Source organism: Streptomyces panacea (assembly GCF_040560175.1).
Classification (GTDB): Bacteria; Actinomycetota; Actinomycetes; order Streptomycetales; family Streptomycetaceae; genus Streptomyces; species Streptomyces panacea.
In genome coordinates, this window is sequence record NZ_JARJHW010000038.1 from 20,685 (window position 1) to 47,337 (window position 26,653).

Genomic DNA, 26,653 nt, shown 5'->3' on the forward strand with positions numbered 1-26,653 from the left:
GACGGCTCGTCAGTCGGCGTTGAGGACGGCGATACCGGCCTCGCCCTCGTCGAACCGGGCGAACAGCTCCGCGAGCGAGGCCGGGCCGTCGTGGTCGACGAGGAGCACCGGCTGCTTCTGGCCGCCCCGTTCGGCGGGGACGAAATCCGTCACGCACTCGCGGCGCAGCAGGACGACCCGGTCGTCGTCCCCGGCGTCGCCGGGCAGATCGGCGAGGTGCCCGTACGAGGGATCGGCGCACTCGGCCAGGTCTCGTGTGAGCACCTCTCTGGACGTGCTGACGACGACCGCGAGCCGTTCACCGGTCCGCTCGTAGCGGGCCGACAGGTCGAACGGCAGCAGGTGGAACACCCCCTCCTCGCCTTCGTGTCCCCGGTCGAGCAGCAGGGAGACCATGCGCTCACCGGCGTCCTGGGAGGTGCGGTCGTGCCCGAGGAGCACCGCGGGGCCGTCCAGGTCCAGTACGGGAACGGGGGTGATCCACATGCGCGCCGAGTCGTCCATGGGGTGATTCAAGCGCACGGCACCGGCAAGGGCCGGGTCACGGCGTGACGAGCACCTTCAGCGACTCACGCCGGTCCATCGCCCGGTACCCCTCGGGCACCTCGTCCAGTGGGACCGTGCGGTCGAAGACGCGGCCGGGTTCGACCGTGCCGTCCAGGACGGCGGGCAGCAACTCGTCGATGTAGGCGCGCACCGGGGCCGGGCCACCCGTCAGCGTGATGTTCGGCCCGAACAGGCTGGTGAAGCCGACGGGGGCGGCCTCGTACTGCGGCACGCCGACCCGGCTGATCACACCGCCGGGCCGTACGGCGCCGACCGCCATCTCATAGGCGGGCAGGTGGCCCACCGCCTCCAGCACGGTGTGGGTGCCCTGGCCGCCGGTCAGTTCGCGGACCTTCTCGATGCCCTCCTGACCGCGCTCGGCGATGACGTCGGTGGCGCCGAAGAACCGGCCGAGGTCGGTACGGCTGCGATGACGGCCCATCAGAATGATTTGCTCGGCGCCCAGTTGGCGCGCCGACAGCACGGCCATCAGACCGACCGCGCCGTCGCCTATCACCGTCACCGTGGTCCGCTCGTCGACCCGTGCCTGCTTGGCGGCGTGGTGGCCGGTGCCGTACACGTCGGCCAGTGTCAGCAGTGACGGCAGCAGCGCGGAGTCCTCGCCCACGGGGAGTTTGACCAGGGTGCCCCCGGCCTGCGGCACCCGGACGGCCTCGGCCTGGGCGCCGCCGATCCCCGCGGCGAAGAACCCGCCGTTGGGGCAGGAGGTATGGAGTCCCTCCCGGCAGAACGCGCAGGTGTTGTCCGCGTACGCGAACGGCGCCACGACCAGATCACCGCGCCGCAGCCCGGCCACGTCCGAACCGAGTTCCTCGACGACGCCGAGGAACTCGTGGCCCATGGGTACGGGGCCGTCGGAGGCGGCCTTGGCGCGGTACGGGTGCAGGTCGCTGCCGCACACACAGGACCGAACGACCCGGACGACCGCGTCGGTGGGCCGCTCGATCACCGGATCCGGCGCGTCCTCGACCCGCACGTCTCCGGCTTCGTACATGAACGTCGCCCTCATCGGGACATCCCTCTTCCAACTGATGATCAAGGTAATGGGCCGTTCGGCCGGCCCGTCATGCACGCTCGCACCCGTACCCGGGCCTGAAAAGGGGAGAAAATCTTCCTGGGAGGAAACCCTCCCTCCCAGGCGTCGGGCATCCGGTGGGACAGTGGACGTATGAGCAGCGACGCCGCCCACCGGAACGAGCTGGGAGAGTTCCTCAAGGCCCGCAGGGCGGAGCTCAGCCCTCGCACCGTCGGCCTGCCCGACAGCGGCGGCCCGCGCAGGGTGCCGGGGCTGCGCCGCGAGGAGGTCGCCCAGCTGGCCACCATCAGCACCGACTACTACACCCGCCTTGAGCAGGGCCGTATCCAGGCTTCCGCGCCCGTCCTGTCCGCGCTGACCCGCGCTCTCCACCTACAGGACGACCAGCGTGAATACCTCTTCAGCCTGGCGGGGAAGGCGTCGGCACGATCCCCGCGCCGCGCACGGCAGAGGGTCCAGCCGCAGTTGCGGCGGCTGCTCGACGATCTGACGGCGACGCCGGCGGTGGTCATGGGCCGGCGCATGGACATTCTCGCCTGGAACGCTCTCGCGGCCGCGATGATCACGGATTTCGGGCAGATCCCCGAAAAGAAGCGCAACTACATTCGTCTGATCTTCACCGACCCGGACATGCGCACCCTGTATTCCGACTGGAGTACGGTCGCGCGTACCTGCGTCGCCCAGCTCCGTATGGACGCCGCCAAGTACCCGGACGATCCGCGGCTTTCCGCACTCGTCGGCGAACTGTCCGTACGTGACGAGCAATTCCGCCGGTGGTGGGCCGCTCACGACGTCGCCACGCTGAGCGTGGGCACCAAGTCCCTCCAGCACCCCGTCGCCGGGGAACTCGTCCTCGACTGGGACACCCTCACCGCCACCACCGACCCCGACCAGCAGCTCGTGATCTGGACCGCGGAACCCGGCACCCCGACCTACGAGGGTCTGCGTTTCCTCGCTTCCTGGGCCACCACCGGCACACCAGGAGCCGCACCCGGCCTGGCGGACAGCCCTTAGCGGCGGCGCGCGGGTGCGTGGAGCTGGTGGAGGTCCAGGGGTGCGGGGGGCGGCAGCGGTGCGGTGTGGTCGGTTCGGAAGGACTGGAGGAGATAGGCGACCAGTCGCCGGGACGCCGCCAGTGAGACCTGCCGGGACTCTCCGACGACACCGCTGTTGGCCAGGAGCAGGAGGGTGATGTCGGTGGGGTCGAAGTCCTCGCGCAGCTGCCCGGCGTCCTTGGCCCGCCGGACCAGCCGGTCGAGACCTTCCTCGGCGCGCGTGCGCTCGCGGTTGTAGTCGATGGCGTCGGGAAACTCGGAGAAGAAAGCCGCGGTGAAGCCCCGGTCCGTGGCCTGCATGGCGCAGACCTTCTCGATGACCGTACAGAGACCGCGCCAGGGGTCGGGGTCCTCCAGCGCCTCGTCGAGGACGGCGACGCACAGGGAAAGCTGTTCGGCGAAGGCTTCGGTGACGAGCGAGGCGCGGCTGGGAAAGCGCCGGTAGAGGGTGGCGGGGCCGACGCCGGCGCGACGGGCGATCGCCGTCAGGGGTACGTCGGTGCCCTGGGTCGTGAACGCCTCGCGGGCGGCTTCGAGGATGCGGTCGCGATTGTGCCGCGCGTCGGCGCGCAACCCGGTGGCAGGGGTGGCGGGACGGGGCTCGTCGGCGGCGGTTCCGGTCGGCTGGTCCGGTTTCCGAGAAGGCTGAGCAGACATGTCTCTCACTTTAGGCCAAGTGGAAGGTGTCGTCCGTTTATCTCGTTAGCTTGGTCGAGCGAGCCGGGAGATCCCTTCCGCCCGCGACTCCCGAGACAGAGACAGGACCAGACCGTGAGCGACATGCGCGCAGCCCTCTTCGACCGGTACGGCCCCCCGGAGGTGCTGTACGAGGGCAGGGTGCCGGTGCCGGACGTCCGGCCCGGCGAGGTGTTGGTCCGCGTCCACGCGGCCACCGTCAACGGCGGTGAACTGGCGGGCCGGGCCGGGAAGATGCGCCTGGTGACGGGGCGCCGCTTCCCCCAGCGCACCGGGCTGGACTTCGCGGGCGAGATCGCCGGGGTCGGCTCCTCGGTGACCGGCCCCCGGGAGGGGCAGAAGGTGTGGGGACTGCTGGGGCGGGCGACGTTCGGCAGCGCCGCGCAGTACGTGGCCGTCCGGCCCCGGCAGCTGGCCCTCGCCCCCGGCAACCTCACCCCGGTGGAGGCCGCCTCCCTGCTGGCCGGCGGAACGACCTCGATCACCGCCCTGCGCGACAAGGCCGGCCTCAAGCCCGGCGAACGCCTTCTGGTGCGCGGTGCCGCCGGCGGGGTCGGCAGCGTCGCCGTCCAGATCGGCAAGCTCCTCGGTGCCCACGTCACCGCTCTCGCGGGCGCGAAGGGTCTCGACTTCGTCCTGGGCCTGGGCGCGGACGAGGTCCACGACTACCGGACGACCGACCCGTCCGCGCTGGGCCCGTTCGACGTCATCATGGACACGGTCGGCACCCAACACCCCGTCTATCGCCGCTTGTTGGCGCCGGGCGGGCGGATGGTGGCCATCGCCTTCGATATCGAGAACATCGCCGCCGGCCTCTCGTACATCCTCCGCTCCACCGTGCACGGCTCCGGGCGGGTGCGTTTCTTCAGCGGCAATCCCCGGCACGCGCTGTTCGCCGAACTGACCCGGTACGCGGAGAGCGGCGACATCCGTCCCGTGGTGGACACCGTCCATCCCCTCGCCGACATCGCCGCCGCCCACCGCGCGCTGGAAGCCGGCGGCGTCCGGGGAAAACACGTCGTCCAAGTGGTGTGAGCCGGACCGGGTGCGCCGGCCGTTCCGGACTCTTCAGGCTCCCGGCGGGATCCGGGGCCGCCGGATCGTCATCGTGTCCTCCGTCCCGGTTCGGCACTCCCGTACCGTCCGGAACTCATCTCTTCCGCGTCCAGGGGGGTGAAGGTGAGGGTGAGGGAGGCCCTGCCCGGGTGGAGGCGGTGCCGAGGCAGGACACCGGGGCCGCAGGACGCCGACCCGAGGCCGTTCTGGGCGAGGTCGAGGTTGAGCACGATCGTCCTCCCGGGTTCGAGGTCGGTGGTGTGGGTGGCGGCGTCGAGGTGCTCGGACGTCCAGCGGCGCGCGGTGAAGGCGAAGGCCGGTTCGCCGTCGACGCGCAGGCCCGCCCCGTCGGCGGAGGTGAGCCGCAGCCAGCGCAGGTCGACGCGGTTGCCGTTCTCCTGGGGGAAGACGTACGGCGTCTGGAGGTCGTCGACGGTGCTGGTGAAGCGGCCGATCCGGGCGGCCTGCCGGCTGTCGGCGTACGCCTCACCCGGTCCGCGCCCGAACCACTCGGCGCCGCCGAGGGCGGCGGGCAGGGCCATCCGTACCCCGAGCCTGGGCAGGGTGCTGGGCCAGGTGCCCTCCGGCTCGATCTCCAGGCGCAGTCGCAGGCGGTGCCGGTCGGCGCTCCAGTGGTAGTCGGCCCGCATCCCGAGGCCGAGGCCGGGCGGGGCGACCCGTGTGCGTACGACGAGGGTGTCGCCGAGGTGTTCGGTACCCACGAGGCGGTGCTGCAACCGGTGCAGTCCGGCCGCCCGCCAGCGCGCCTCGTCGGGGTCGCCGGAGCCGCGGTCGTTGTCGGTGGGAGCGCGCCACAGGTCGAGCCGAGGCCCTTCGACGGGCAGCGCGCCGAGCGCGGTCAACCGCCCGGTGACCGGGTGGAACACGCCGGGACCCAGCCGTAGCGCCGTATCCGTCACGGCGAGGGTCGCCCCGATCGCCGGGGCGTCGGTCGGGGGCCGTGGAGCGACGGGGATCTGCCCCCAGGCGAGGACATGCCCCGCCGGCCACGAGGTGTCGGCGGCGAGCGCGGCCCGTACGGTGAGCCAGCTCTCCGCGCCGGTGGCGGGAAGTTCGGGCAGTGGCAGGTCGGTGCCGGCGCCCGCGGCGAGCGGCGGCACGGTCAGTACGCCGCCGGCGACCTCGGTGCCCTCCTCCTCGAGTACCCAGGAGAACGCGAGATGCGCCGTCGACAGGATGTCGTAGTGGTTGGTGACGCGTAGCGCGCCGTCGACCGCTGTGATCCGCACCGGTTCGAAGACCTTGGCGAACTCCGCGAGGGCGGGGGACGGTGTGCGGTCGGGGTGCACCAGGCCGTCGATGACGAAGTTGCCGTCGTGGAGGGGCTCGCCGAAGTCGCCGCCGTACGCGAAGTAGGCGCGGCCTTCCGCGTCCCGCCGGGCGATGCCGTGGTCGATCCACTCCCACACGAAGCCGCCCTGGCAACGCGGGTGGCGTTCGAAGAGGTCGCGGTACTCCAGCAGGCCGCCCGGTCCGTTGCCCATCGCGTGGCCGAACTCGCAGAGGATGAAGGGCCGTTGACGGACCGGCTCAGGCCCTTCAATGCCCTGTCCGATGCGGTCCACCTCGTCGTGGTCCGCGTACATCCGGCTGTACACGTCGGTGTAGGAGCAGTCGGCGTCGCCCTCGTAGTGCAGCGGGCGGGTGGGGTCGCGCCGGTGGGTCCACTCGGCGGCGGCTGCCAGATTGCGGCCGGTGCCGGCCTCGTTGCCGAGCGACCACAGGACGATCGAGGGGTGGTTCTTGTCCCGCTCGACCATGCGGCGCATCCGGTCCAGACAGGCGTCCGCCCACCGGGGGTCGTCGCTGGGGTTGCCCCGCCAGTCGAGTTCGGAGAAGCCGTGCGTCTCCAGGTCGCTCTCGTCGATGACCCAGAGGCCGTGGCTGTCGCACAGGTCGAGGAACGCGGGGTCGGGCGGGTAGTGGCTGGTGCGGACGGCGTTGACGTTGTGCCGCTTCATGAGTTCGATGTCGGCGACGGCGAACTCGCGGGGCACGACGCGGCCCGACTCCGGGTGGAATTCATGGCGGTTGACGCCGTGGAAGACGATACGGCGGCCGTTGACCTTGAGTTGGCCGTCCTCGACGGTGACGGTGCGGAAGCCGATACGTACGGGCACGCGTTCGGTGGCGGTGTGGACCTCGCCCTCGTACAGCCGGGGTTCCTCCGCGCTCCATGGCTCTACGTCCGCCACCTCGGCGGACCGGCCGGCGGGCAGGCCGACGATCCCCAGCTCGGGGACGGTGACGCTCACGCCGCTGTCGGCGTCGACGCGCAGCGTGCCTCGTGCGGTGAGATGGTCGTAGCCGGCGTCGACGGTGAAGTCCGGTACCCCGCCCGCCGGACGGGCGAGCAGGGTGACGTCGCGGAAGATGCCGGACAGCCACCACATGTCCTGGTCCTCCAGATAGCTGCCGGCCGACCACTGGTGGACGCGGACGGCGAGCAGATTGCCGCGCGGTCGCAGCAGCGGTCCCACCTCGAACTCCGCCGGCAGTCTGCTGCCCTTGGTCACGCCGAGTTCGACGCCGTTGAGCCAGACGCGCCCGCAGGAGTCGATGCCGTCGAAGCGGAGGACGGCCGGCTCGTCGGGCCAGCCGTCGGGCAGGTCGAAGACCAGCCGGTGGTCGCCCGTCGGGTTGTCGGACGGCACGTGGGGCGGGTCGACCGGGAAGGGGTAGCGGACGTTGGTGTACGCGGGGCTGCCGTGGCCGTCCAGCTGCCAGTGGCCGGGGACGGCGAGGTCGCCCCAGCCGCCGTCGTCGAAGTCGTCCCGTTCGATCCCGTCCGGCGCCGCCTCGACCGAGGGTGAGAGCAGGAACCGCCAACGGCCGCCGAGACTGAGCGCGGGTGCGTCGGAGCGGAAGGCGGACCGGGGTGCCGACGAGCCGTGGCCGGGGGCCGGATCTGCTATGTACGAGGAGGGCAATGGATTCCCTTCAGCCCTTGAGGGCGCCGGCGGCGATGTCGCGGATCAAGTGCCGGGCGCCGAACAGGAAGATGATCATCAGCGGGACGATGACGAACGTGAAGATGCCGAAGGCGTTGATCGCGGCGGGCACGATCAGTGCCTTCGGACTTCCGAGCCGGCCGAGGTCGAGGCCGCAGGCCACCATCGACGACACGGGCGCGTCGGCAGGGATCCGAGTATGCCCCGGCCTCGGCCGGGCGCGGGGGCGTGCTGCCGTATGACGTACGCGCGCACGCTTCGAGCGCCATCGACGGCGGTCGGTGATCCCGTGTCCGGCCGGGGCCCGGCCGGTCTTCGGGCTGCCACCGAAACCGCCGAGACGGTCGTCGACGGCATGAAGTACACCCGGACCCAGGCCGGGACCCACGCCCCGGCGGCGCGCGGATCATGAGCCCGTCGCCCCCGACGGTCGCATCCGACATCTGACGAACCATCCGGTTTGGTTTGTTTGACCCCTGGGAAAGCGTGTGCGAATCTTGCGCCGTGTTCCGCTCTCTGCACCTCGTCGTCCGCACGCACGTGGATCTTCTCCGCGTCGCGAGCGCGCTCTGTAGCCCCTCCGCCGTCTGAGCGGTCCGAGGGCCCCCTCCGCCGTACCCGGCCAGGAGGGCCGTCTTGTGCAGCCGGAACCATCTCCTCCACCGTGGACGTGCCGGCCACCCTTGTCCGCCCGTAGCCGGGCCATGGACAAGGGGTTTCTCTCTCCCCGTACCACCATGCGAGACGCGTGTGTCGAAGCACACATCTCACCTTGCCGAATCGAGTCAGCATGCCCCTCCCGTCGCCCGGCGCCGCCTCGGCGCGGAGCACCGACACCGCAGCGGCCGCCTGGGAAGCCTGGCGCGCACGGCGGATCGCCTCCGTGACGGCGCCCACCGGAAACCTGGCACTGGTCGAGACCAGATGGCTGCCTTCCGGTACGACCTCGGCCCCGGACATCGAGGCCGAGCGGCGGAACGCTCCCCAGGGCGTACGCGTCACGTCGCTGGAGCGGTCCGACATCCTCACCGGTGAGCCGGAGTTCGGCCTCCGGTTCTGGGACGCGGAGTCCCCGGCCCTCCGGCGCTTCTCGCACATCGAGACGTTCGACCACGACCCGGAGTGGGTACTCCGGGCGACCTTCACGCCGGTCGCCACCGACCGCCGGATCCCGTTCGAGTACATCCGCGACAACGGCGGCAGCCGGGGGCTGATCGTGCCCGGCGACATCACCCTCACGCTCGACGGGGTCGACTACACCCTCGCGGCGTTCGACGACGACGGGACGCTGCTCCTCGTCTTCGGGGACCCGACGAACGGTGTCGGTACGTACGGCTCCGGTCGCTTCCTCTTCGTGGAGCGCGAACCGGACGGCGACACCGGCACCGTCACCCTCGACTTCAACCGCGCCTTCGTCCCGCCGTGCGGCTTCTCCGCCCAGTACAACTGCCCGCTGCCCCCGCCGCAGAACCGGCTCCACCTGCCCGTACCCGCGGGCGAGAAGCTGCCCGTCTTCGTCGACGGCCACCCGGTCGACGGCCACCCCTCAGGAGTATCGAAGTGAAAAGAACAGCCACTCCCCTCGCCGGCGGCGTCCTGGTGGTCGCTCTCTCCGTCGTCCTCACCGCCTGCGGCGGCGGCACGTCGAACCAGAAGAGCGGGTCGTCCGGTTCCTTCGACGCGGACGCGACGGTCGGCATCGGTTCCCTCTACGAACCGCAGAACCTGGACAACACGGGCGGCGGCGGCCAGGGAGTCACCGAGGCCCTCAACGGCAATGTCTACGAAGGGCTGTTCAAGCTCACGGACAAGGGCGAGGTCGAGAAGTTGCTCGCCGAGAGCTACACCGTCTCCCCGGACGGCCTCACCTACACGTTCAAGCTCCGGGACGGGGTGAAGTTCCACTCGGGCCGGGCGCTCGACTCCGCCGATGTGAAGTACAGCATCGAGAAGGTGACGGGCGAATCGTCGCAGTCGGCGCGCAAGAGCAGTCTCGAAGCCGTCAAGACCATCGCCACCCCGGACCCGCGCACCGTCGAGGTGACGCTGAAGACCAAGTCCATCTCGTTCGTCTACAACCTCAGCTACGTCTGGATCATCGACGCCGAGGCCAAGAATCTGAAGACGTCCGAGGACGGCACCGGGCCGTACAAGCTGGATCGCTGGAACCGTGGCTCCGCCCTGAGCCTCGACCGGTACGCCGGCTACTGGGGCGAGGGCGCGAAGAACAAGAAGGTCGTCTTCCACTACTACAAGGACGCGACCGCCCTCAACAACGCGCTGCTCACCAACGCCGTGGACGTGGTGACGAGCGAGCAGAGCCCGGACGCGCTGGACCAGTTCAAGAGCAACCCCGCGTACAAGGTCAACAGCGGTAACTCGACCACCAAGCTGCTGCTCGCCTTCAACGACCGCGTCAAGCCGTTCAACGACGTGAAGGTCCGCAAGGCCGTCAGCTCGGCGATCGACAACAAGAAGCTGCTGGAGTCGGTCTGGGGCGGCTACGGCAAGCTCATCGGCTCGATGGTCCCGCCGACCGACCCCTGGTACGAGGACCTGACGGGCGTCAATCCGTACGACCCCGCCCTCGCCAAGAAGGAACTGGCCGCGGCCGGTTACCCCAAGGGCTTCGACCTCACGATCGACACCCCGAACTACGACCCGCACCCGACGGCCGCGACGTTCATCAAGTCGCAGCTCGCGAAGGTCGGGATCAAGGTCAAGATCAACGTCATCACACCGGACGAGTGGTACACGAAGGTCTACCAGAACCACGATTTCAGCGCGACGCTCCAGGAGCACGTGAACGACCGGGACATCGTCTGGTACGGCAACCCCGACTTCTACTGGGGCTACGACAACAAGCAGGTCACCCAGTGGGTCGAGCAGGCCGAGCAGTCGGACACGACGGCCGAGCAGACGGCGCTGCTGAAGAAGGTCAACCAGCGGATCGCGCAGGACGCGGCCAGTGACTGGCTGTACCTCTACCCGCAGATCGTCGTCGCCTCCTCGAAGCTCTCCGGCTATCCGCTCAACGGTCTGAACTCGCAGTTCTACGCCTACGACATCAAGAAGAGCTGACCGGAACCGACAGGAACCGACGCACCCATGACCGTGTACATACTCAGGCGGCTGGCCTTCCTGGCAGCCTCCCTCCTGCTGGCCAGCGTGGTGCTGTTCCTGCTGCTGCGGCTGCTTCCGGGCGACCCCGCCAACGCGTTGTCGTCGGTCGGCGCGAGCCCGGAGCAGCTGGCGGCGGCCCGCCGGGAGATCGGGTCCGACCGGCCGCTGCCCGAGCAGTTCGTGACCTGGCTGCACAGCCTGGCCACCTTCGACCTCGGTAACTCCTTCGTCAGCACCCTGCCGGTCGGACCGGAGATCGCGACCCGGATCGAGGTGACGGGCCCGCTCACGCTCCTCGCGTTCGGGCTGGCGCTCCTCATCGCGCTCCCGGTCGGATTCCTGGCCGCCCACCGGGCGAACACCTGGTACGGGCTGATCCTGAACGGTGTCTCCCAACTCGGCATCGCCGTACCGGTGTTCTGGGTGGGCATGATCCTGATCACCGTGTTCTCGCTCCATCTGGGGGTGCTGCCGGCGGGCGGCTTCCCGCAGGACGGCTGGGCCGATCCCGTCGAGGCGCTGCGGTCGCTGGCCCTGCCGGTCATCACCGTCGCCGTGGTGATGTCGGCGTCCCTCATCCGGTACGTACGGTCCGCGAGCCTGGACGTCCTGGGGAGCGACTACCTCCGTACGGCACGGGCGCTCGGCTCCTCGTTCGGCGAGGCGGTACGGCGGCACGGACTGCGCAACGGGGCGGTCCCCGTCGTCGCCGTACTCGGCATCGAGCTCGCCTCCACCCTGCTCGGCGCGGTGGTCGTCGAGACCGTCTTCGCCCTGCCGGGGCTGGGCAGCATGCTGTCCCAGGCCGTGGCCCAGCACGACTACCCGACGATCCAGGGCGTGCTGTTCGTGACCACGCTCGCGGTACTGATCATCGGGTTCCTGGCCGATCTCGCGCAGCGCCTCATCGACCCGCGGCTGCGTTCCACACTGAGCGGGGGCAAGCCATGACCGGCCGTGCGGTCAAGACCGCGAGCGGGGCGGGGGCCGGGACCGGGGCGGAGGCGGGCGCCGGCGTCACGTCCAACCGCCGCCGCCGCCGCTCCACCATCCTGATCGCCGGCTGTGTGCCGGCCGGGCTGATCGCGGTGCTCGCCCTGGTCTCGTTCTTCTGGCTGCCGTATCCCCTGGACGACACCTCGGGGGACCGGCTGGCTCCGCCCGGCCCCTCCCATCTGCTCGGCACCGACAAGCTGGGGCGCGATCTGCTCTCCCAGGTGATGATCGGCGCGCGGATCGCCCTGGAGTCGGGCGCGGGAGCGGTGGCGATCGGCGGAGTGCTCGGGGTGGCCGCGGGGCTGGCGGCCGGATTCGCCAACCGCTGGGTGGACGACACCTTCTCGGCGTTCCTCGATGTGCTGATCGCCTTTCCCACCCTGCTGCTGGCCATGCTGGTGGTGGCCGCCCAGTCGGCGTCGCTCGGTTCGGCGATCGTCGCGATCGGCCTGGCCATGACGGCCGTCGTGGCGCGGCTGACCCGCATCCTGGTCAAACGGGTGCTCGCGGAGGACTACATCACGGCCGCGCGTACGTCAGGTACGTCCTGGCCACGGGTGATCACCGGCCATGTGCTGCCGAACATCTGGCCCACCCTGGTCGTCAATCTGGCGCTCCAGTTCGGCCTCGCGGTGCTCGCGGAGGCGAGCCTGTCGTTCCTCGGGCTGGGCGCCCCGCCGCCCAACGCCTCATGGGGCCGCATGCTCCAGGAGGCCCAGGCGACGGTGTCGACCGCCCCGTACGGGGCCATCGCGCCGGGCGTGCTGCTGGTCGCGCTCGTCGTCGGGGTCAATCTGATCGCGGACGGACTGCGCGACACCCTGGACCCGACCCGCCGGAGGAGCTCATGAGCCTGCTGGACGTCACCGGCCTCACCATCGTCACGGACAGTGGCCGCGTCCTCGTCTCGGATCTCTCGTTCACCGTCGAAAAGGGCTCCCGCCTCGGGCTGATCGGTGAGTCGGGCTCCGGGAAGTCACTGACCGCCCTCGCCGTCATGGGCCTGCTCCCGCCGGGACTGACCGCGTCCGGGAGTGTGGTGCTGGACGCGCCGGGACTCACGAGGACCGAGGTGGTGGGCGCGGCCGAGTCCCGGACGCGTCCGCTGCGCGGCCGGGGCATGGGTGTGGTGTTCCAGGAACCCCTCACCGCGCTCGACCCGCTGATGCGCGTCGGACGGCAGATCGCCGAACCGCTGCGGCGCCACGGGGGTTTGCGCGGCACGGAGCTGCATCGCGCCGTCGCCGCCGCCCTCGACCGGGTCCAACTGCCGGAACCGGACCGGATCGCCCGCGCCTTCCCGCACGAGATCTCCGGCGGCCAGCGCCAGCGGGTGGCCCTCGCCATGGCCCTGGCCTGTGAACCCGCCCTGCTCATCGCGGACGAGCCCACGACCGCGCTCGATGTGACCGTCCAGGCCGAAATACTGCGGCTGCTGGGCGAGTTGATCGCGGAACGGGACATGGCCCTGCTGTTCGTGAGCCACGATCTGGCCGTCGTCTCCGGGGTCACCGACGAGCTGGTGGTGCTCAAGGACGGCGAGGCGGTGGAGTCGGGGCCCACCGCAGGCATCCTGCACACGCCCCGGGAGCCGTACACCCGGGGCCTGGTGGCCAGCGCCCGTACCTTCGAGAACGCACTGGAACGGATCACGCGATGAGTTCACCGGTCCTCGCCGTACGGGACGCGGGTTTCGCGTACCGGGGCGCCGCCCCCGTGCTGCACGGCGTCACGCTGGAGATCGCCGCCGGCCGCAGTGTCGCCCTCGTGGGCGAGTCCGGGGCGGGCAAGACGACCCTCCTGCGGCTGCTGCTCGGCCTCACCCGGCCGACCAGCGGCCAGGTGCTCTTCGACGGACAGCCGCTCAACGTGCGGAACAGGGCGCAGCTGCGCGGCTTCCGGCGCAGCGTGCAGAGCGTCTTCCAGGATCCGTACTCCTCGCTGGACCCCCGGCAGCGGGTGCGCCGGATCGTCTCCGAGCCGCTGCGCTCGCTGGGGCTGGCGGGGCCGGACACGGACGACAGGGTCGCCGCGGCGCTGGAGGGCGTGGGGCTGCCGGCGGACGCCGGGGACCGCTATCCGCACGAGTTCTCCGGCGGCCAGCGGCAGCGCGTCGCCCTCGCCCGCGCCACGGTCTGCGACCCGCGCGTGCTGCTGGCGGACGAACCGGTCAGCGCCCTCGACGTCACGACGCGTGTGCGCATCGTCGATCTCCTGGGCGAGCTGAAGGAGTCGAGGGGGCTGACCATCGCCATGGTCTCCCACGACCTGTCGGTGGTGGCGGCGCTCTGCGAACACACGGCGGTGCTGGAGAACGGCCGGGTCGTGGAACAGGGCGACACCCGCGCGGTCCTGGGCGCGCCGTCCCACCCGTACACCGCCCGGCTGATCGCGAGTGTGCCGCGGCTGCCGACGGCGCCGCTCCTCGACGGGAGCGGTGCCGAGGGCTGAGCGCTCCGACCGCGCGGGGCGCGTACGGGAGTTGGTCACCCGTCCGTGTCACACGCCTTGTCACCCGACCGGGGCCACCGGGCGGCCGGTCAGTGGGCGGCGAGGAGTTCGAGCGTGTCGACCAGCCGGTTCGAGAAACCCCACTCGTTGTCGTACCAGGCGACCACCTTGATGTGGCGGCCGTCGACCCGGGTGAGGGCCGAGTCGAAGATCGCCGAGGCCGGGTTGCCGGTGATGTCGGACGATACGAGAGCGTCGTCCGAGTACTCCAGGATCCCGGCGAGCGGCCCGTCGGCCGCGGCGCGGTACGCCGCCAGCACGTCGTCGCGCGACACGTCGCGGGCGACGGTCGTGTTGAGTTCGACGATCGAGCCGACCGGCACGGGTACGCGGATCGAGTCACCGGACAGCTTGCCGTCGAGGTTCGGCAGGACGAGGCCGATCGCCTTGGCGGCGCCGGTCGTGGTCGGCACGATGTTGACGGCGGCGGCGCGGGCGCGGCGGGCGTCGCGGTGGGGGGCGTCCTGAAGGTTCTGTTCCTGGGTGTAGGCGTGCACGGTCGTCATGAAGCCGTGCTCGATGCCCGCGAGGTCGTCGAGCACCTTGGCCAGTGGCGCGAGGGCGTTGGTCGTGCACGAGGCGTTCGAGACGATCGTGTGGGTGGCCGGGTCGTACGCCTCGGTGTTGACCCCGTACGCGACGGTGGCGTCGGCGCCCGCCGACGGCGCGCTGACGAGCACCTTCCTGGCGCCCGCGTCGAGGTGGGCGCGGGCGGCCTCGGCCGACGTGAAGCGGCCGGTCGCCTCCAGCACGATGTCGACGCCGAGTTCGGCCCACGGCAGCCGCGCGGGTTCGCGCTCGGCTAGCACGGCGATACGGCGGCCGTCCACGACGAGGGCGTCCTCGTCGGCGGTGACCGGGCGGCCGAGCCGGCCGGCCGTCGTGTCGAAGGCGAGCAGCCGCGCGAGGGCGGCGGGCTCCGTGAGGTCGTTGACGGCGACGACCTGGAGGTCGCTGTCGCGCTCCAGCAGGACGCGCAGCGCGTTGCGTCCGATGCGGCCGAATCCGTTGATGGCGATGCGAGTCATGAGTGATGTCCTTTCGGGTCCCTCTCAGGCTCGCGCACGGCGCCCGCCGATGACGGCGGCGTGAACGCCATGGTTCGAAAGGATTACGCCAAACGGCGGTCCGCCGCGGGCTACTCGCCCTGGGCGAAGGTCCGCCGGTAGGCGCTCGGTGTGGTGCCGAGGGTGGCCTGGAAGTGCAGCCGCAGATTCGTACCGGTGCCGAGTCCGACGTCGGTGGCGATCTGCTCGACGCTCCGCTCCGAAAGCTCCAGCAACTCCCGGGCCGCGTCGACGCGGGCGCGCATCACCCACTGCATCGGCGTGTACCCGGTGTCCTCGACGAAGCGCCGCGAGAAGGTGCGCGGCGACACGGCCGCGTGCCGGGCGAGCGCCTGGAGCGTGAGGGGCTCGCCGAGCCGGCGCAGCGCCCATTCGCGGGTGGCGGCGAACCGCTCGCCGAGCGGCTCGGGCACCCTGCGCGGTACGTACTGCGCCTGACCGCCGCTGCGGTACGGGGCCGCGACCAGGCGCCGGGCCGCGTGGTTCGAGGCGGCCACCCCGAGATCGGCGCGCAGGATGTGCAGGCACAGGTCGATGCCGGAGGCGGCCCCGGCCGATGTCAGCACGGTGCCCTCGTCCACGAACAGCACGTTCTCGTCGACGCGCACGAGCGGATGCTTCGCGGCGAGTGCCCGTGTGTAGTGCCAGTGCGTCGTGGCGCGCTTGCCGTCGAGCAGGCCCGTGGCGGCGAGCGCGAAGGCACCCGTGGAGATGGCGGCGAGCCGCGCGCCCCGCTCGTGGGCGGCGATCAGCGCGTCGATGATCTCCCGCCGGGGGTCGTCGCGGTCGGGGAACCGGTAGCCGGGGATGAAGACGATGTCGGCCCACGCGAGCGCGTCGAGCCCGTGGGCCACGTGGTACGACAGCCCGTCCCCACCGGCCACCAGACCGGGCGCGGCGCCGCACACCCGCACCTCGTACGGCATGCTCTCGCGGGTTGTGAACACCTGCGCGGGAATCCCGACATCGAGCGGTTTCGCGCCCTCCAGCACGAGGACGGCGACGCGATGGGGGCGGGGGGCGGGCACGGTGCCCAGCCTACGGGCCGGGTCAGCCCAGGAAGCTGAGCCGTACCGTCCGGTCCGGGTTGTCGGTGTTGGTGTCGACCAGGCAGACCGACTGCCAAGTACCCAGTTCCAGGCGGCCGCCGATCACCGGGAGGGTCGCGTGGGGTGGGACCAGGGCCGGGAGGACGTGGTCGCGGCCGTGGCCCGGGGAGCCGTGGCGGTGTCGCCAGCGGTCGTCCGGCGGGAGGAGGGTGTGCAGCGCGGCGAGCAGGTCGTCGTCGCTGCCCGCGCCCGTCTCGATGACGGCCACGCCGGCCGTCGCGTGCGGGACGAAGACGTTGAGGAGGCCGTCCCGGCCGGCCGCCGTCTCGCGGAGGAACCGTTCGCACACGTGCGTCAGGTCGGTGACGGTCTCGTCGGTGCCGGTGGCGATGTTCACGGTCCTGGTGGTGAAGGCGTCGGGCATGGGTCCATCCTGCCGTCCCCCGGTCGCGTTCGCGTACGGGATGATCCGGGTGCCCTCGGCTGTTGGTAGAAGCGTGAACGACTTCGGGGCGGTACGGGACGTGGACGTCGTGGTCATCGGCGCGGGGCAGGGCGGGTTGTCGAGCGCCTACCATCTGCGGCGGTCCGGCCTGGTGCCCGACCGGGACTTCGTCACCCTCGACCATTCCCCGCGGCCGGGCGGCGCCTGGCAGTTCCGGTGGGCCTCGCTCACGTACGAGAAGATCCACGGGATGTACGCGCTGCCCGGCATGGAGCTGACCGGCGCCGACGGATCGCGGCCGTCGTCGGAGGTGATCGGGGGGTACTTCACTGCGTACGAGGAGCGGTTCGACCTGCGCGTGCGCCGGCCCGTGGATGTGGCGTCCGTGCGGGAGGGCGAGGGTGGGCGGCTGCGGATCGAGACCTCGGAGGGGGTCTGGTCGGCGCGGGCGCTGATCAATGCCACGGGCACCTGGGACCGGCCCTTCTGGCCGCGTTATCCGGGGCAGGAGACTTTTCGGGGGCGCCAACTGCACACGGCCGGCTATCCGGGACCGGACGAGTTCGCCGGGCTGCGGGTGGTCGTCGTCGGTGGCGGGGCCTCCGGGACGCAGCATCTGATGGAGATCGCGGACGTGGCCGCCGGGACGACATGGGTCACTCGCCGGCCGCCCGTCTTCCGGGAGGGGCCGTTCGGCGAGGAGCAGGGGCGGGCCGCCGTCGCGCTGGTGGACGAGCGGGTACGGGCCGGGCTGCCGCCCCGGAGCGTGGTGTCGGTGACCGGGCTGCCGGTGAACGAGGCGATCACGCGGGCGCGTGAGCGGGGTGTGCTCGACCGGCTGCCGATGTTCGACCGGATCACCCCGTCCGGTGTGGCCTGGGACGACGGGCGGCGCGTGGACGCCGATGTGATCCTCTGGGCCACCGGTTTCCGCCCGGCGATCGACCATCTGTCGCCGCTTCGGCTGCGTGAGCCGGGTGGCGGGATCCGGGTCGAGGACACGCGTGCCGTACGGGACGAGCGCGTCCATCTCGTCGGGTACGGGCCTTCGGCCTCCACGATCGGCGCCAACCGGGCGGGCCGCGCCGCCGTACGCGAGATCCGGGCGCTGCTGGAGCGGGAGCCGGTCCCGGTCCTCGCCTGAGGGCTCGTCCCTCGTCCCGTCCCAGGCTGGTGGGCGGCGCGCGCTCAGCTCGTAGCGGCGCTTCTGTTCGCGTTGAACTCCTCGACGTTTACGCGGTGTTCGTCGTAGTCGGCGGTGAAGCGGGTGTCCCCCGGCGCCACCGTCACGAAGTACAGCCAGTCGCCCCGCGCCGGATTGATCGCGGCGTTCATCGCCTCCTCCCCCGGATTGCCGATCGGCGTGGGCGGCAGGCCCCTGAACTCGTAGGTGTTGTAGGGGCTCGCGGTCTTCGTGTCGGAGTGGGTGGTGTCCAGCGTGCTGCGGTTCAGGGCGTAGTTGAGGGTCGAGTCCATCTGGAGCGGCATGTCCCGGGCCAGTCGGTTGTGCACGACGCGCGCGACGCGGCCCATGTCGGCGGCCGTGTCGGCCTCGGCCTGCACGATGCTGGCGATCGTCACGGTCTGATACACGCTCACGCCGTTGCGCCGCGCGCCCTCGGTGACGCGGTCGGCCCCGAAGCGCTCCCGGGCGGTGTCGACCATGTAGCCGAGCAGACCGGACGGGGTCGCGCCGGTCCCGACCGGATAGGTGGCCGGGAACAGATATCCCTCGGGGTTGCGCTTGGCGGCGCCGGGGAGTTCGAGCCGGGTGCCGGTCGCCGCCTCGGCTGTCGTGCCGGACGGGACGCCGAGAACCTTGTCGACGGAGGCGTACACCTGGGTGGCGCGTCGCCCCTCGGGGACGAGCAGCGACACCGTCTTCCTCTCGCCGTCGGGTGAGTCGCCGGTACGCGACAGCGGTACGAGCACGGCCACCGCGACGACGACCACCGCCGTCGCGATCAGGACCAGTCGGCCACGGCGGGTCAGTCGGGGCCTGCGTCCGGACGGCGTACGCGGGGGCTCGTTCATCATGCGGGCACGCTAACCCGGACAAAGCGCGGATTCCGGCACCCCGCACGGGGCGAGGCCCGCCGACCCGGTCCACGTCGTCGGCCGGCTCGTCCACATGCCCCCACGACGGCGTTGTCCCTTCCCGTCCCGGGGAGCGGCGGCGCTGCCGGGTGTCAGGCGGCGCTCACGCGCTCGTCCCGGGCCGGTCCGGGCGCCGTCGTTCCGTCCCTGCGGACGAGCGCCGCGTATCTGCCGTCGCGGTCGATCAGCTCGTCGTGCGTGCCTCGCTCGGCGATTCGCCCCGCGTCGAGGACGACGATCTGGTCGGCGTCCCGCACCGTCGAGAGCCGGTGCGCGATGGTGATGGTCGTACGGCCCTCCGAGAGGGCGTCGATGGCCTGCTGGACCGCGTGTTCGGTACGGGTGTCGAGCGCGCTGGTCGCCTCGTCGAGCACGAGGACCGGCGGGTCGCGCAGGATGGTGCGGGCGATGGCGAGGCGCTGTTTCTCGCCGCCGGAGAACCGGTATCCGCGCTCGCCGACCAGCGTGTCGTACCCGTCGGGCAGAGCGGCGATGTGGTCGTGGATCTGTGCCGCCCTGGCCGCCGTCTCGATCTCCTCGTCCGTCGCCTCCGGCTTCGCGAAGCGGAGGTTGTCGGCGACGGAGGCGTGGAAGAGATACGTCTCCTGGGACACGACGCCCACCGCGCGGGCCAGGGTGTCGAAGGTCAGGTCGCGTACGTCGACCCCGTCGAGCAGGACCCGGCCGCCCGTCACGTCGTACAGGCGCGGCACGAGATAGCTGAGGGTCGACTTGCCCGATCCGGTGGGACCGACGACGGCGAGGCTGCCGCCCGCCGGGACGGTCACGTCCAGGCCGTGGAGGGTGTTGCCGTCCTTCTCGTCGTAGCTGAAGTCGACGCCGTCGAAGCGCACTTCGCCCCGGACCTTGTCGAGCGCGACCGGACTCTCGGATTCGGTGATGTCGACGGGCAGGTCGAGATATTCGAAGATGCGCTGGAAGAGCGCGAGCGACGTCTGCATCTGCACGCCGGTGGCGAGCAGGCTCACGGCCGGGCGAAAGAGGCCCTGCTGGAGGGAGACGAAGGCGACCAGCGTGCCCAGGGAGACGACCGTGCCGCCGGACTGGAGGACGAAGCCGGCCGCCCAGTAGATGACGGCGGGCATGGCGGCCATGACGATGCCGATGACGGACATCCGCCACCGCCCGGCCATGTTCGACCGCACTTCCAGGTCGACGAGCTGCTCGGACTCCTCGGCGAAGGACTTGGTGAGCGAGTCGGCGCGCCCCATCGTGCGGCCGAGAAGGATGCCGCTCACCGACAGCGACTCCGTGACCGTGGCGGCCATCGTGGCCATCTGTTTCTGCCGTTGGAGGGTGATCCGTTTGCGCTCACGGCCGACGCGGCGGCTGATCCACACGAACACCGGCAGCAGGAGCAGCGAGACGACCGTCAGCCGCCAGTCCAGCGCGAGCATCGCGACGACGGTGGCGATGACGGCGGTGAGGTTGGAGACGAGCGAGGTGGCGGTGGAGGTGACCGTCGCCTGCATGCCGCCGATGTCGTTGGCGATCCGGGACTGGACCTCGCCGGTGCGGGTGCGGGTGAAGAACGCGAGCGGCATGCGCTGCAACTGCGCGTAGACGGCCGTCCGCAGGTCGTGCATGACGCGCTGGCCGACCGTCGTGGAGATGAGGGTCTGGATGACGCCGAAGACACTGCTGAGGACGGCGGTGAGGATCATGCCGAGGGCGAGCAGGCTGAGCAGCCCGGTGCGGCCCTGCGGGATCGCGGTGTCGAGGATCTCGCGCAGCATGAACGGCGAGGCGACGGCCACCAGCGACGAGGCACCGACGAGCAGGCCGACGACGGCGAGTCTGCCTCGGTAGGGACGGAAAAGCCGGAAGATACGGTGCAGCTGGGCCGGCGGTTCGGGCAGGGACGGATCCGGGGGCCGGTCGGAGGGCTTCCAGGTCGACAGTTCGGACTTCATGGGCTCCTTCGAGGGGATTCAGGAAGCGGGAAAAAGGCTTTGAGGAGCATAGCTCACTGTTACCTACCTTCACAATGTACGTAGTCCTGTTATTATTCCGCCATGAGCACCCCCGACGCCGGCACGCCAGACGCCGACGGCCTGCTGGCCGAACAGCTCCTGAGGCTCACCCGCAGGCTCCACCGCGTCCAGAAGCGCTATCTGGAGCCGATCGGGATCACCCCCGCGCAGTCGCGCCTGCTGCGCACGGTCGCCTTCTACGACAGTCCGCCGCGGATGGCGGATCTCGCCGAGCGCCTCGAAGTGGTGCCCCGCGCCGTGACGAGCCTGGTCGACGGCCTGGAGTCGAGCGGCTGGGTCCGCCGCGCCCCCGACCCGACCAACCGCCGGGTGATCCGGATCGAGCTCACCGAGACCGGGCGGGGCGTGCTGCGGGCGCTGCGCGACGCGCGCAGGTCCGCCGCCGAGGACATCCTGGCCCCGCTGACGGCGGACCAGCGCGGCGTGCTCGGCGGGCTGCTGTCGGCGCTGGTGGGCGGGCCGGTCGACGGCGTACCGGAGCGGCGCTGCTGAGGGGCGCCGGGGAGCGGGTTCCGGCCACCGCCCCGGCCTGCGTGTCGAAGAGTCCAAGGGTCCGATCGAAGAGTCCAAACAAGGCCCCTTGCGCACCACCAGTCCCACCTACCAAGGTCCTTCCCGAGGTTCAATTCCGCCGCGCACGTCAGCTCCTACGGAGGCTTCATGAACGACGCAGCACCGCAGAACCCCGGCAGGGACCAGGACGACGACAACGGCGGCTCGGTGAGCCGCCGTTCCGCTCTCCGGACGACGGCGGGCGCCGCCGGCGCCGGGCTCGGACTCACCGCCCTGGGCAGCGGGACCGCCGCCGCCACCGCGCGAGCCGCCTCCGCGCAAGCCGCCTCCGACAGCGCCGAATCCACCGTCCCCGAGCGCCAGGGCCGCACCATGGCCGGCGTGCCCTTCGAAAGACGCGCCACGGTCCGTGTCGGCATCATCGGCCTCGGCAACCGCGGCGGCAGCATGATCGATCTGTTCCTCGCGGTGCCCGGCGTCCAGGTCGTCGCCGTGTGCGACACGGTGCGGGACAAGGCGCGCGCCGCCGCCGCCAAGGTCGTCAGGGCCGGGCAGCCGGCGCCCGCCGTCTACACGAAGGACGAGCACGACTACGAACAGCTCTGCGCGCGCGGCGACGTCGACTTCGTCTACGTGGCCACTCCGTGGGACTTCCACTTCGAGATGGCCAAGACGGCGATGCTGGCCGGCAAGCACGTCGGCGTGGAGTGTCCGGTCGCGATGCGGCTCGACGAGCTGTGGAAGCTGGTCGACCTCTCCGAGCGCACCCGGCGCCACTGCATGCAGCTGGAGAACTGCGCGTACGGCAAGAACGAGATGCGCGTCCTGCGGATGGCGCACGCGGGCCTGTTCGGCGATCTGCTGCACGGCGCCGGCGCGTACAACCACGATCTGCGCGGCCTGATGTTCGACCCGGACTACTACGAAGGCCCCTGGCGCCGGCTGTGGCACACCCGGCTCCGAGGCGACCTGTACCCGAACCACGGCTTCGGCCCCGTCGCCAACTACCTGGACATCAACCGCGGTGACCGCGCCGTCAGCATCACCAGCATCGGTACGCCCGCGCTCGGCCTCGCCCAGTACCGCGAGGAGAACATGCCGCCGGGCGACCCCAGTTGGAAGGAGAGCTACGTCAGCAGTGACCGGACGATCAGTCTGGTCCAGACGGCCAGGGGCCGGGTCGTCCGGTTGGAGCACGACGTCTCGACACCGCACCCGTACAGCCGGATCAACAGTCTCGGCGGCACCAGGGGCGTCTTCGAGGACTATCCGGAGCGCATCTACCTCGAACCGGACCACACGAACGACGAGTGGGGCGACTTCGCCGCGTACGCCGACTGGGACCACTGGCTGTGGAAGGAGCACGCCAACCCTCCGGGCGGGCACGGCGGGATGGACTACATCATGGTCTTCCGGCTGATGCAGTGCGTCCGGCTGGGCCTGGTCCCCGACTTCGACGTGTACGACGCGGCGACGTGGACCGCCCCCGTACCGCTGAGCCACGCGTCCATCAAGGCGAACGGCACACCGCAGCGGATCCCGGACTTCACCCGCGGCGAATGGAAGAAGTCCCGGCCCGGTACGGATTCCGCGAAGCCGTCCGAGGCGTAACCGAGGAAGTCGTGGGCCCGGCCGGCGCGAGTGCGCCGGCCGGGCCCCGTCGCGTTTCACTCCCATGTGGCCGAGAAGCGAATAATCGATTGCCCCGGACCCCGCCCGAGGGACAACCTTGCACGGTTTGGGCCATCCACGACTCACTGGGACGTCATGCAGATTCGCGATCTTCCGTATCCCGATCCCGGGACACCCGATGCCCGGTCAGGACCGCGTTTCCTGTACTGGCTCGGCCGCAATCAGCTGCGTGGCCAGCTCAGATCGCTCTCCTGGGGACTGCTGCACCAACTGGGCGTCGCCGGGCTGCCGCTGGGGGCCGGACTCGCCGTCCAGGCCGTCGTGGACCGCTCGGGCGGGCGCCTCGCGACGGCCGGCGTCGTCATCGCCCTGTTCGGCGCCGCGATCACCGTCGGCGACACGATGCTGCACCGTGCGGCGGTCACCAACTGGATCACCGCGGCGTCCCGTGTCCAGCAGCTGCTGTCCCGTAAGACCGCCGAGCTGGGTTCGGCGCTGACCCGCCGTGTCGCGGCCGGCGAGGTGGTCGCCGTGTCGACGGGCGACGTCGAGAAGATCGGCTGGTTCGTCGAGGCGCTGTCGCGCTTCCTGGCGGCCGCCATCGCGGTCGTCGTGGTGTGCGTGGGCCTGGTGCTGTATCTGCCGTCGATCGGCGCGGTCGTGGCCATCGGGGTGCCGGTGCTGGCCCTCGCCGTACTGCCGCTGCTCCCCCGCGCCACGCGGCGCGCCGACGTCCAGCGCGACAAGGCGGGCCGGGCCACCGAGCTGGCCGCCGACACGGTGGCGGGGCTGCGGGTGCTGCGCGGCATCGGCGGCGAGGAGCTGTTCCTCACGCGCTACCGGGAAGCCTCGCAGGAGGTCCGCGTGGCGGCCGTCCGCAGCGCCCGCATGTGGGCGCTGATCTCCGCGATCCAGGTCTTCCTGCCGGGCGTGCTGCTGATCACGGTGGTCTGGTACGGCGCGCTCCTCGCGGGCGACGGCCGGATCTCCGTCGGTGAACTGGTCACGGTGTACAGCGCGGTCACGCTGCTGCTCTTCCCGCTCCGTCACTTCGAGGAGATCGCCATGGCCTACTCCTTCTCGCGTCCCTCAGCGACGCGCGCGGCCCGTGTGCTGCGGCTGGAGCGGACCTCTTACGAGGACGAGCGCGGCGGTCTCGACGACGCCCGGCCCACCGGGGACCTCTTCGACCCGGCCACCGGCGTGCTCGCCCGCGCCGGGCGGTTGACCGCCGTCGTGTGCGGCGACCCCGACGCGGCCGGGCGACTGGCCGAACGGCTGGGCGGACACGCGGCCGAGGAGGAGAAGAGCCCGTCCGTACTGCTCGGTTCGGTGGCGCTCGACGACCTCCCGCTGGACGCGGCGCGCGCCTCCGTCCTCGTACAGGACAAGGATCCGGTGCTGCTGTCGGGCACCCTCACCGAGCTGCTGGACGTGCCCGCGTCCGGGACGGTGGAGCCGAAGGACGCGCTGGACGCCGCGCAGTGCGACGACGTGCTGGCCGCGCTCGTCCAGGCGTCGGTGGACGGCAGCGGCGACCCGCTGCGCTCGCGCATCACCGAGCGCGGCCGGTCGCTCTCCGGCGGGCAGCGCCAGCGGCTCGCGCTGGCCCGCTCGCTGGTCGCCGACCCGGAGGTGCTGGTCCTGGACGAGCCCACGTCGGCCGTGGACTCGCACACGGAGGCGCGGATCGCGGAAGGCGTCCGGCGCCTGCGCGACGGCCGTACGACGGTGGTGTTCGCGTCGTCGCCGCTGCTGCTCGACCGCGCGGACACCGTGGTGTTCGTCCACGACGGGAAGGTCGCGGCCACGGGGGCGCACCGGGAGCTGCTGCGGGACGACCCGCGCTATCTGAATGTCGTCACGCGGCAGACGGACGACGAGACCGAGAACGAGAACGGGACAGGCGGCACGCCCGACGGCACGCCCGACGACGCGACCGGCGGCGCGCTCGTGCCGACACCGCTCAAGACCCGCGACCGGCTGGAAGAGATCGAGGAATCCGCATGATCGGCGTGGCACCACCGGAGTACGACCCGGCGGCACCGGAGTCGGCCACGACCCTGCCCGTCGCCCGCCCGGCGACGGTGCGGACCTACGTCGTGGAGCTGCTGCGGCGCCACCGCAAGGCGTTCGTCCTGCTCATCGCGGTCAACGCGGTCGCGGTGATCGCGTCCATGGCGGGGCCGTATCTGCTCGGCGGCGTCGTCGAGGACCTGTCCGAGGGCGCCAAGGGGGCGAAGGAGCTCCATCTGGAGCGCACCGCCGTCATCTTCGCGGCCGCGCTGGTCGTCCAGACCCTCTTCACCCGGATGATGCGGCTGCGTGCCGCGATGCTCGGTGAGGAGATGCTGGCCGACCTGCGCGAGGACTTCCTCGTACGGTCGGTACGGCTGCCGCCCGGTGTCCTCGAACGCGCCGGCACCGGCGACCTGCTGTCCCGGATCACCACCGACATCGACCGGCTGGCCAACGCGATGCGCGAGGCCGTACCCCAGCTGGCGATCGGCGTGGTGTGGGCGGCGCTGCTGATCGGCGCTCTGGCGGTCACCGCGCCGCCGCTGGCGCTCGCGGTGGTGGTGGCGCTGCCGGTGCTGATCGTGGGCTGCCGCTGGTACTTCAGGCGGGCGCCGTCGGCGTACCGCTCCGAGGCGGCCGGTTACGCGGCGGTCGCCGCCGTACTGGCCGAGACGATCGACGCCGGCCGGACCGTCGAGGCGCACCGCCTCGGCCGCCGCCGGGTGGCGCTGTCCGACCGGCGCATCAAGGAGTGGACGGCGTGGGAGCGGTACAACCTCTGGCTGCGGTCGGTGCTCTTCCCCGTCATCAACCTCACCCACGTCACGATCTTCGTGGCGACGCTGGTGGGCGGCGGTGTCTTCGTCCTCCAGGACTGGATCACGGTCGGGCAGCTGACGACCGGTGCCCTGTTCGCGCAGATGCTGGTCGACCCGGTGGGTCTTATTCTGCGCTGGTACGACGAGTTGCAGGTGGCACAGGTGTCACTCGCCCGGCTCGTCGGCGTACGCGAGATCGCGTCGGAGGACGGTGACGAGAAGGTCGTGCCGGACGGCCGGGACGTCAGCGCCGACCGGGTCGACTTCGGTTACCGCGAGGGTGTCGACGTCCTTCATGAGGTGACGCTGGAGGTCGCTCCCGGCACCCGCGTCGCGCTGGTCGGACCGTCCGGTGCGGGCAAGTCCACGCTGGGGCGGCTGCTCGCCGGGATCTACGCCCCGCGGACGGGCCGGATCACGCTGGGCGGGGCCGAGCTGTCGCGGATGCCCGCGGAGCGGGTGCGGGGCCATGTCGCCCTGGTCAACCAGGAGCACCACGTCTTCGTGGGGTCGATGCGCGACAATCTGCGGCTCGCCCGCGCGGACGCGGCGGACGCGGAGCTGTGGGCGGCGCTCGGCGCGGTCGACGCGGACGGCTGGGCCCGCGCGTTCGACGACGGACTCGACACCGAGGTCGGCTCCGGCGGTACGACGCTCACGCCCGCGCAGGCGCAGCAGATCGCGCTGGCGCGGCTGGTGCTGGCCGACCCGCACACGCTGGTCCTGGACGAGGCGACGTCGCTGCTCGACCCGCGCGCGGCCCGCCATCTGGAGCGGTCGCTGGCGAAGGTCCTGGACGGCCGCACGGTCGTGGCCATCGCGCACCGGCTGCACACCGCGCACGACGCGGACGTGATCGCCGTGGTCGAGGAGGGCCGGATCAGCGAGCTGGGCAGTCACGACGAGCTGGTGGCGGCGGACGGCGCGTACGCGGCGCTGTGGCGCTCCTGGCACGGCTGAGCGGTCCGGACCCGCTCGGCGGGCGG

The 26,653-nt window shown here is 71.3% G+C and carries 24 protein-coding genes; 14 read left to right on the top strand and 10 right to left on the bottom strand.

Going from position 1 to position 26,653, the window contains the following annotated elements:
* Positions 1-9: 9 nt before the first annotated feature.
* Complete coding sequence (locus P3L51_RS12290) at positions 10-504, bottom strand: hypothetical protein (RefSeq protein ID WP_354605181.1); 495 nt, start codon at positions 502-504, stop codon at positions 10-12.
* A 37-nt stretch (positions 505-541) separates the two neighbouring features.
* Positions 542-1,576, bottom strand: a complete 1,035-nt coding sequence (locus P3L51_RS12295; RefSeq protein WP_354605182.1) for an alcohol dehydrogenase catalytic domain-containing protein — start codon at positions 1,574-1,576, stop codon at positions 542-544.
* Between the two features lie 159 nt (positions 1,577-1,735).
* On the opposite strand from P3L51_RS12295, the gene P3L51_RS12300 reads away from it, so the two are divergent.
* The gene (locus P3L51_RS12300; RefSeq protein WP_354605183.1) at positions 1,736-2,617 is read left to right on the top strand and encodes a helix-turn-helix domain-containing protein; all 882 of its coding nucleotides are present in this window, start codon (positions 1,736-1,738) and stop codon (positions 2,615-2,617) included.
* On the opposite strand, the gene P3L51_RS12305 is transcribed toward P3L51_RS12300, so the two are convergent.
* The gene (locus P3L51_RS12305; RefSeq protein ID WP_354605184.1) at positions 2,614-3,315 is read right to left on the bottom strand and encodes a TetR/AcrR family transcriptional regulator; all 702 of its coding nucleotides are present in this window, start codon (positions 3,313-3,315) and stop codon (positions 2,614-2,616) included. The two genes, P3L51_RS12300 and P3L51_RS12305, sit on opposite strands and share 4 nt — an antisense overlap.
* A gap of 114 nt (positions 3,316-3,429) precedes the next feature.
* Between P3L51_RS12305 and P3L51_RS12310 the strand changes: the two genes are divergently transcribed.
* Entirely contained in the window at positions 3,430-4,389 is a 960-nt protein-coding gene (locus tag P3L51_RS12310; protein WP_354605185.1) for an NAD(P)-dependent alcohol dehydrogenase, read from the top strand.
* 68 nt (positions 4,390-4,457) lie between these two features.
* Here P3L51_RS12310 and P3L51_RS12315 read toward each other — a convergent pair whose 3' ends face one another.
* Both P3L51_RS12315 and P3L51_RS12320 read right to left on the bottom strand, forming a co-directional pair.
* Positions 4,458-7,361, bottom strand: a complete 2,904-nt coding sequence (locus P3L51_RS12315) for a glycoside hydrolase family 2 TIM barrel-domain containing protein (protein WP_354605186.1) — start codon at positions 7,359-7,361, stop codon at positions 4,458-4,460.
* Positions 7,362-7,371: 10 nt separating this feature from the next.
* Positions 7,372-7,557 carry a hypothetical protein gene (locus P3L51_RS12320; protein WP_354605187.1) on the bottom strand — a complete coding sequence of 62 codons (186 nt, stop codon included), beginning with the start codon at positions 7,555-7,557 and terminating at the stop codon, positions 7,372-7,374.
* Between the two features lie 329 nt (positions 7,558-7,886).
* On the opposite strand from P3L51_RS12320, the gene P3L51_RS12325 reads away from it, so the two are divergent.
* From P3L51_RS12325 to P3L51_RS12355, 7 genes are all read left to right on the top strand, one after another.
* Complete coding sequence (locus tag P3L51_RS12325) at positions 7,887-7,973, top strand: putative leader peptide (protein ID WP_354605205.1); 87 nt, start codon at positions 7,887-7,889, stop codon at positions 7,971-7,973.
* A gap of 199 nt (positions 7,974-8,172) precedes the next feature.
* Positions 8,173-8,946 carry a DUF1684 domain-containing protein gene (locus P3L51_RS12330; protein WP_354605188.1) on the top strand — a complete coding sequence of 258 codons (774 nt, stop codon included), beginning with the start codon at positions 8,173-8,175 and terminating at the stop codon, positions 8,944-8,946.
* Entirely contained in the window at positions 8,943-10,463 is a 1,521-nt protein-coding gene (locus P3L51_RS12335; protein ID WP_354605189.1) for an ABC transporter substrate-binding protein, read from the top strand. Before P3L51_RS12330 ends, P3L51_RS12335 begins: the two co-directional genes overlap by 4 nt.
* A 27-nt stretch (positions 10,464-10,490) precedes the next feature.
* Positions 10,491-11,456, top strand: coding sequence for an ABC transporter permease (locus tag P3L51_RS12340; protein ID WP_354605190.1), 966 nt, complete (start codon positions 10,491-10,493; stop codon positions 11,454-11,456).
* Complete coding sequence (locus tag P3L51_RS12345) at positions 11,453-12,352, top strand: ABC transporter permease (protein ID WP_354605191.1); 900 nt, start codon at positions 11,453-11,455, stop codon at positions 12,350-12,352. Before P3L51_RS12340 ends, P3L51_RS12345 begins: the two co-directional genes overlap by 4 nt.
* A complete protein-coding gene (locus tag P3L51_RS12350; RefSeq protein WP_354605192.1) occupies positions 12,349-13,161 on the top strand; it encodes an ABC transporter ATP-binding protein in 813 nt (270 codons plus the stop codon). Before P3L51_RS12345 ends, P3L51_RS12350 begins: the two co-directional genes overlap by 4 nt.
* Positions 13,158-13,952, top strand: a complete 795-nt coding sequence (locus tag P3L51_RS12355; RefSeq protein ID WP_354605193.1) for an ABC transporter ATP-binding protein — start codon at positions 13,158-13,160, stop codon at positions 13,950-13,952. Before P3L51_RS12350 ends, P3L51_RS12355 begins: the two co-directional genes overlap by 4 nt.
* A gap of 89 nt (positions 13,953-14,041) precedes the next feature.
* Here P3L51_RS12355 and gap read toward each other — a convergent pair whose 3' ends face one another.
* From gap to P3L51_RS12370, 3 genes are all read right to left on the bottom strand, one after another.
* Positions 14,042-15,040, bottom strand: coding sequence for a type I glyceraldehyde-3-phosphate dehydrogenase (gene gap / locus P3L51_RS12360; protein ID WP_354605194.1), 999 nt, complete (start codon positions 15,038-15,040; stop codon positions 14,042-14,044).
* Between the two features lie 110 nt (positions 15,041-15,150).
* Positions 15,151-16,107 carry a GlxA family transcriptional regulator gene (locus tag P3L51_RS12365; protein ID WP_354605195.1) on the bottom strand — a complete coding sequence of 319 codons (957 nt, stop codon included), beginning with the start codon at positions 16,105-16,107 and terminating at the stop codon, positions 15,151-15,153.
* A gap of 22 nt (positions 16,108-16,129) precedes the next feature.
* Entirely contained in the window at positions 16,130-16,552 is a 423-nt protein-coding gene (locus P3L51_RS12370) for a YjbQ family protein (protein WP_354605196.1), read from the bottom strand.
* Between the two features lie 73 nt (positions 16,553-16,625).
* Between P3L51_RS12370 and P3L51_RS12375 the strand changes: the two genes are divergently transcribed.
* Complete coding sequence (locus P3L51_RS12375; RefSeq protein ID WP_354605197.1) at positions 16,626-17,717, top strand: NAD(P)-binding domain-containing protein; 1,092 nt, start codon at positions 16,626-16,628, stop codon at positions 17,715-17,717.
* A gap of 44 nt (positions 17,718-17,761) precedes the next feature.
* Here P3L51_RS12375 and mltG read toward each other — a convergent pair whose 3' ends face one another.
* Together mltG and P3L51_RS12385 are read right to left on the bottom strand one after the other, a co-directional pair.
* A complete protein-coding gene (gene mltG / locus P3L51_RS12380; RefSeq protein WP_354605198.1) occupies positions 17,762-18,610 on the bottom strand; it encodes an endolytic transglycosylase MltG in 849 nt (282 codons plus the stop codon).
* Between the two features lie 152 nt (positions 18,611-18,762).
* Positions 18,763-20,604 carry a NovA family novobiocin export ABC transporter gene (locus P3L51_RS12385; RefSeq protein ID WP_354605199.1) on the bottom strand — a complete coding sequence of 614 codons (1,842 nt, stop codon included), beginning with the start codon at positions 20,602-20,604 and terminating at the stop codon, positions 18,763-18,765.
* Between the two features lie 102 nt (positions 20,605-20,706).
* Here P3L51_RS12385 and P3L51_RS12390 point away from each other — a divergent pair, with 102 nt between their 5' ends.
* The 4 genes from P3L51_RS12390 (at position 20,707) to P3L51_RS12405 (ending at position 26,627) form a co-directional block, all read left to right on the top strand.
* Entirely contained in the window at positions 20,707-21,177 is a 471-nt protein-coding gene (locus tag P3L51_RS12390) for a MarR family winged helix-turn-helix transcriptional regulator (RefSeq protein WP_354605200.1), read from the top strand.
* Between the two features lie 168 nt (positions 21,178-21,345).
* A complete protein-coding gene (locus tag P3L51_RS12395; protein ID WP_354605201.1) occupies positions 21,346-22,809 on the top strand; it encodes a Gfo/Idh/MocA family protein in 1,464 nt (487 codons plus the stop codon).
* Between the two features lie 156 nt (positions 22,810-22,965).
* Positions 22,966-24,840, top strand: a complete 1,875-nt coding sequence (locus P3L51_RS12400; RefSeq protein WP_354605202.1) for an ABC transporter transmembrane domain-containing protein — start codon at positions 22,966-22,968, stop codon at positions 24,838-24,840.
* Complete coding sequence (locus P3L51_RS12405; protein WP_354605203.1) at positions 24,837-26,627, top strand: ABC transporter ATP-binding protein; 1,791 nt, start codon at positions 24,837-24,839, stop codon at positions 26,625-26,627. The genes P3L51_RS12400 and P3L51_RS12405 overlap by 4 nt, the downstream gene beginning before the upstream one ends.
* Positions 26,628-26,653: the final 26 nt, after the last annotated feature.

What these genes read in the sequence shown, in the direction of transcription:
- P3L51_RS12290 (WP_354605181.1), bottom strand. Translation starts at nt 504, where the DNA reads ATGGACGACTCGGCGCGCATGTGGATCACCCCCGTTCCCGTACTGGAC.
- P3L51_RS12295 (WP_354605182.1), bottom strand. Translation starts at nt 1,576, where the DNA reads ATGAGGGCGACGTTCATGTACGAAGCCGGAGACGTGCGGGTCGAGGAC.
- P3L51_RS12300 (WP_354605183.1), top strand. Translation starts at nt 1,736, where the DNA reads ATGAGCAGCGACGCCGCCCACCGGAACGAGCTGGGAGAGTTCCTCAAG.
- P3L51_RS12305 (WP_354605184.1), bottom strand. Translation starts at nt 3,315, where the DNA reads ATGTCTGCTCAGCCTTCTCGGAAACCGGACCAGCCGACCGGAACCGCC.
- P3L51_RS12330 (WP_354605188.1), top strand. Translation starts at nt 8,173, where the DNA reads ATGCCCCTCCCGTCGCCCGGCGCCGCCTCGGCGCGGAGCACCGACACC.
- P3L51_RS12340 (WP_354605190.1), top strand. Translation starts at nt 10,491, where the DNA reads ATGACCGTGTACATACTCAGGCGGCTGGCCTTCCTGGCAGCCTCCCTC.
- P3L51_RS12345 (WP_354605191.1), top strand. Translation starts at nt 11,453, where the DNA reads ATGACCGGCCGTGCGGTCAAGACCGCGAGCGGGGCGGGGGCCGGGACC.
- P3L51_RS12350 (WP_354605192.1), top strand. Translation starts at nt 12,349, where the DNA reads ATGAGCCTGCTGGACGTCACCGGCCTCACCATCGTCACGGACAGTGGC.
- P3L51_RS12355 (WP_354605193.1), top strand. Translation starts at nt 13,158, where the DNA reads ATGAGTTCACCGGTCCTCGCCGTACGGGACGCGGGTTTCGCGTACCGG.
- gap (WP_354605194.1), bottom strand. Translation starts at nt 15,040, where the DNA reads ATGACTCGCATCGCCATCAACGGATTCGGCCGCATCGGACGCAACGCG.
- P3L51_RS12370 (WP_354605196.1), bottom strand. Translation starts at nt 16,552, where the DNA reads ATGCCCGACGCCTTCACCACCAGGACCGTGAACATCGCCACCGGCACC.
- mltG (WP_354605198.1), bottom strand. Translation starts at nt 18,610, where the DNA reads ATGATGAACGAGCCCCCGCGTACGCCGTCCGGACGCAGGCCCCGACTG.
- P3L51_RS12385 (WP_354605199.1), bottom strand. Translation starts at nt 20,604, where the DNA reads ATGAAGTCCGAACTGTCGACCTGGAAGCCCTCCGACCGGCCCCCGGAT.
- P3L51_RS12390 (WP_354605200.1), top strand. Translation starts at nt 20,707, where the DNA reads ATGAGCACCCCCGACGCCGGCACGCCAGACGCCGACGGCCTGCTGGCC.
- P3L51_RS12395 (WP_354605201.1), top strand. Translation starts at nt 21,346, where the DNA reads ATGAACGACGCAGCACCGCAGAACCCCGGCAGGGACCAGGACGACGAC.
- P3L51_RS12400 (WP_354605202.1), top strand. Translation starts at nt 22,966, where the DNA reads ATGCAGATTCGCGATCTTCCGTATCCCGATCCCGGGACACCCGATGCC.
- P3L51_RS12405 (WP_354605203.1), top strand. Translation starts at nt 24,837, where the DNA reads ATGATCGGCGTGGCACCACCGGAGTACGACCCGGCGGCACCGGAGTCG.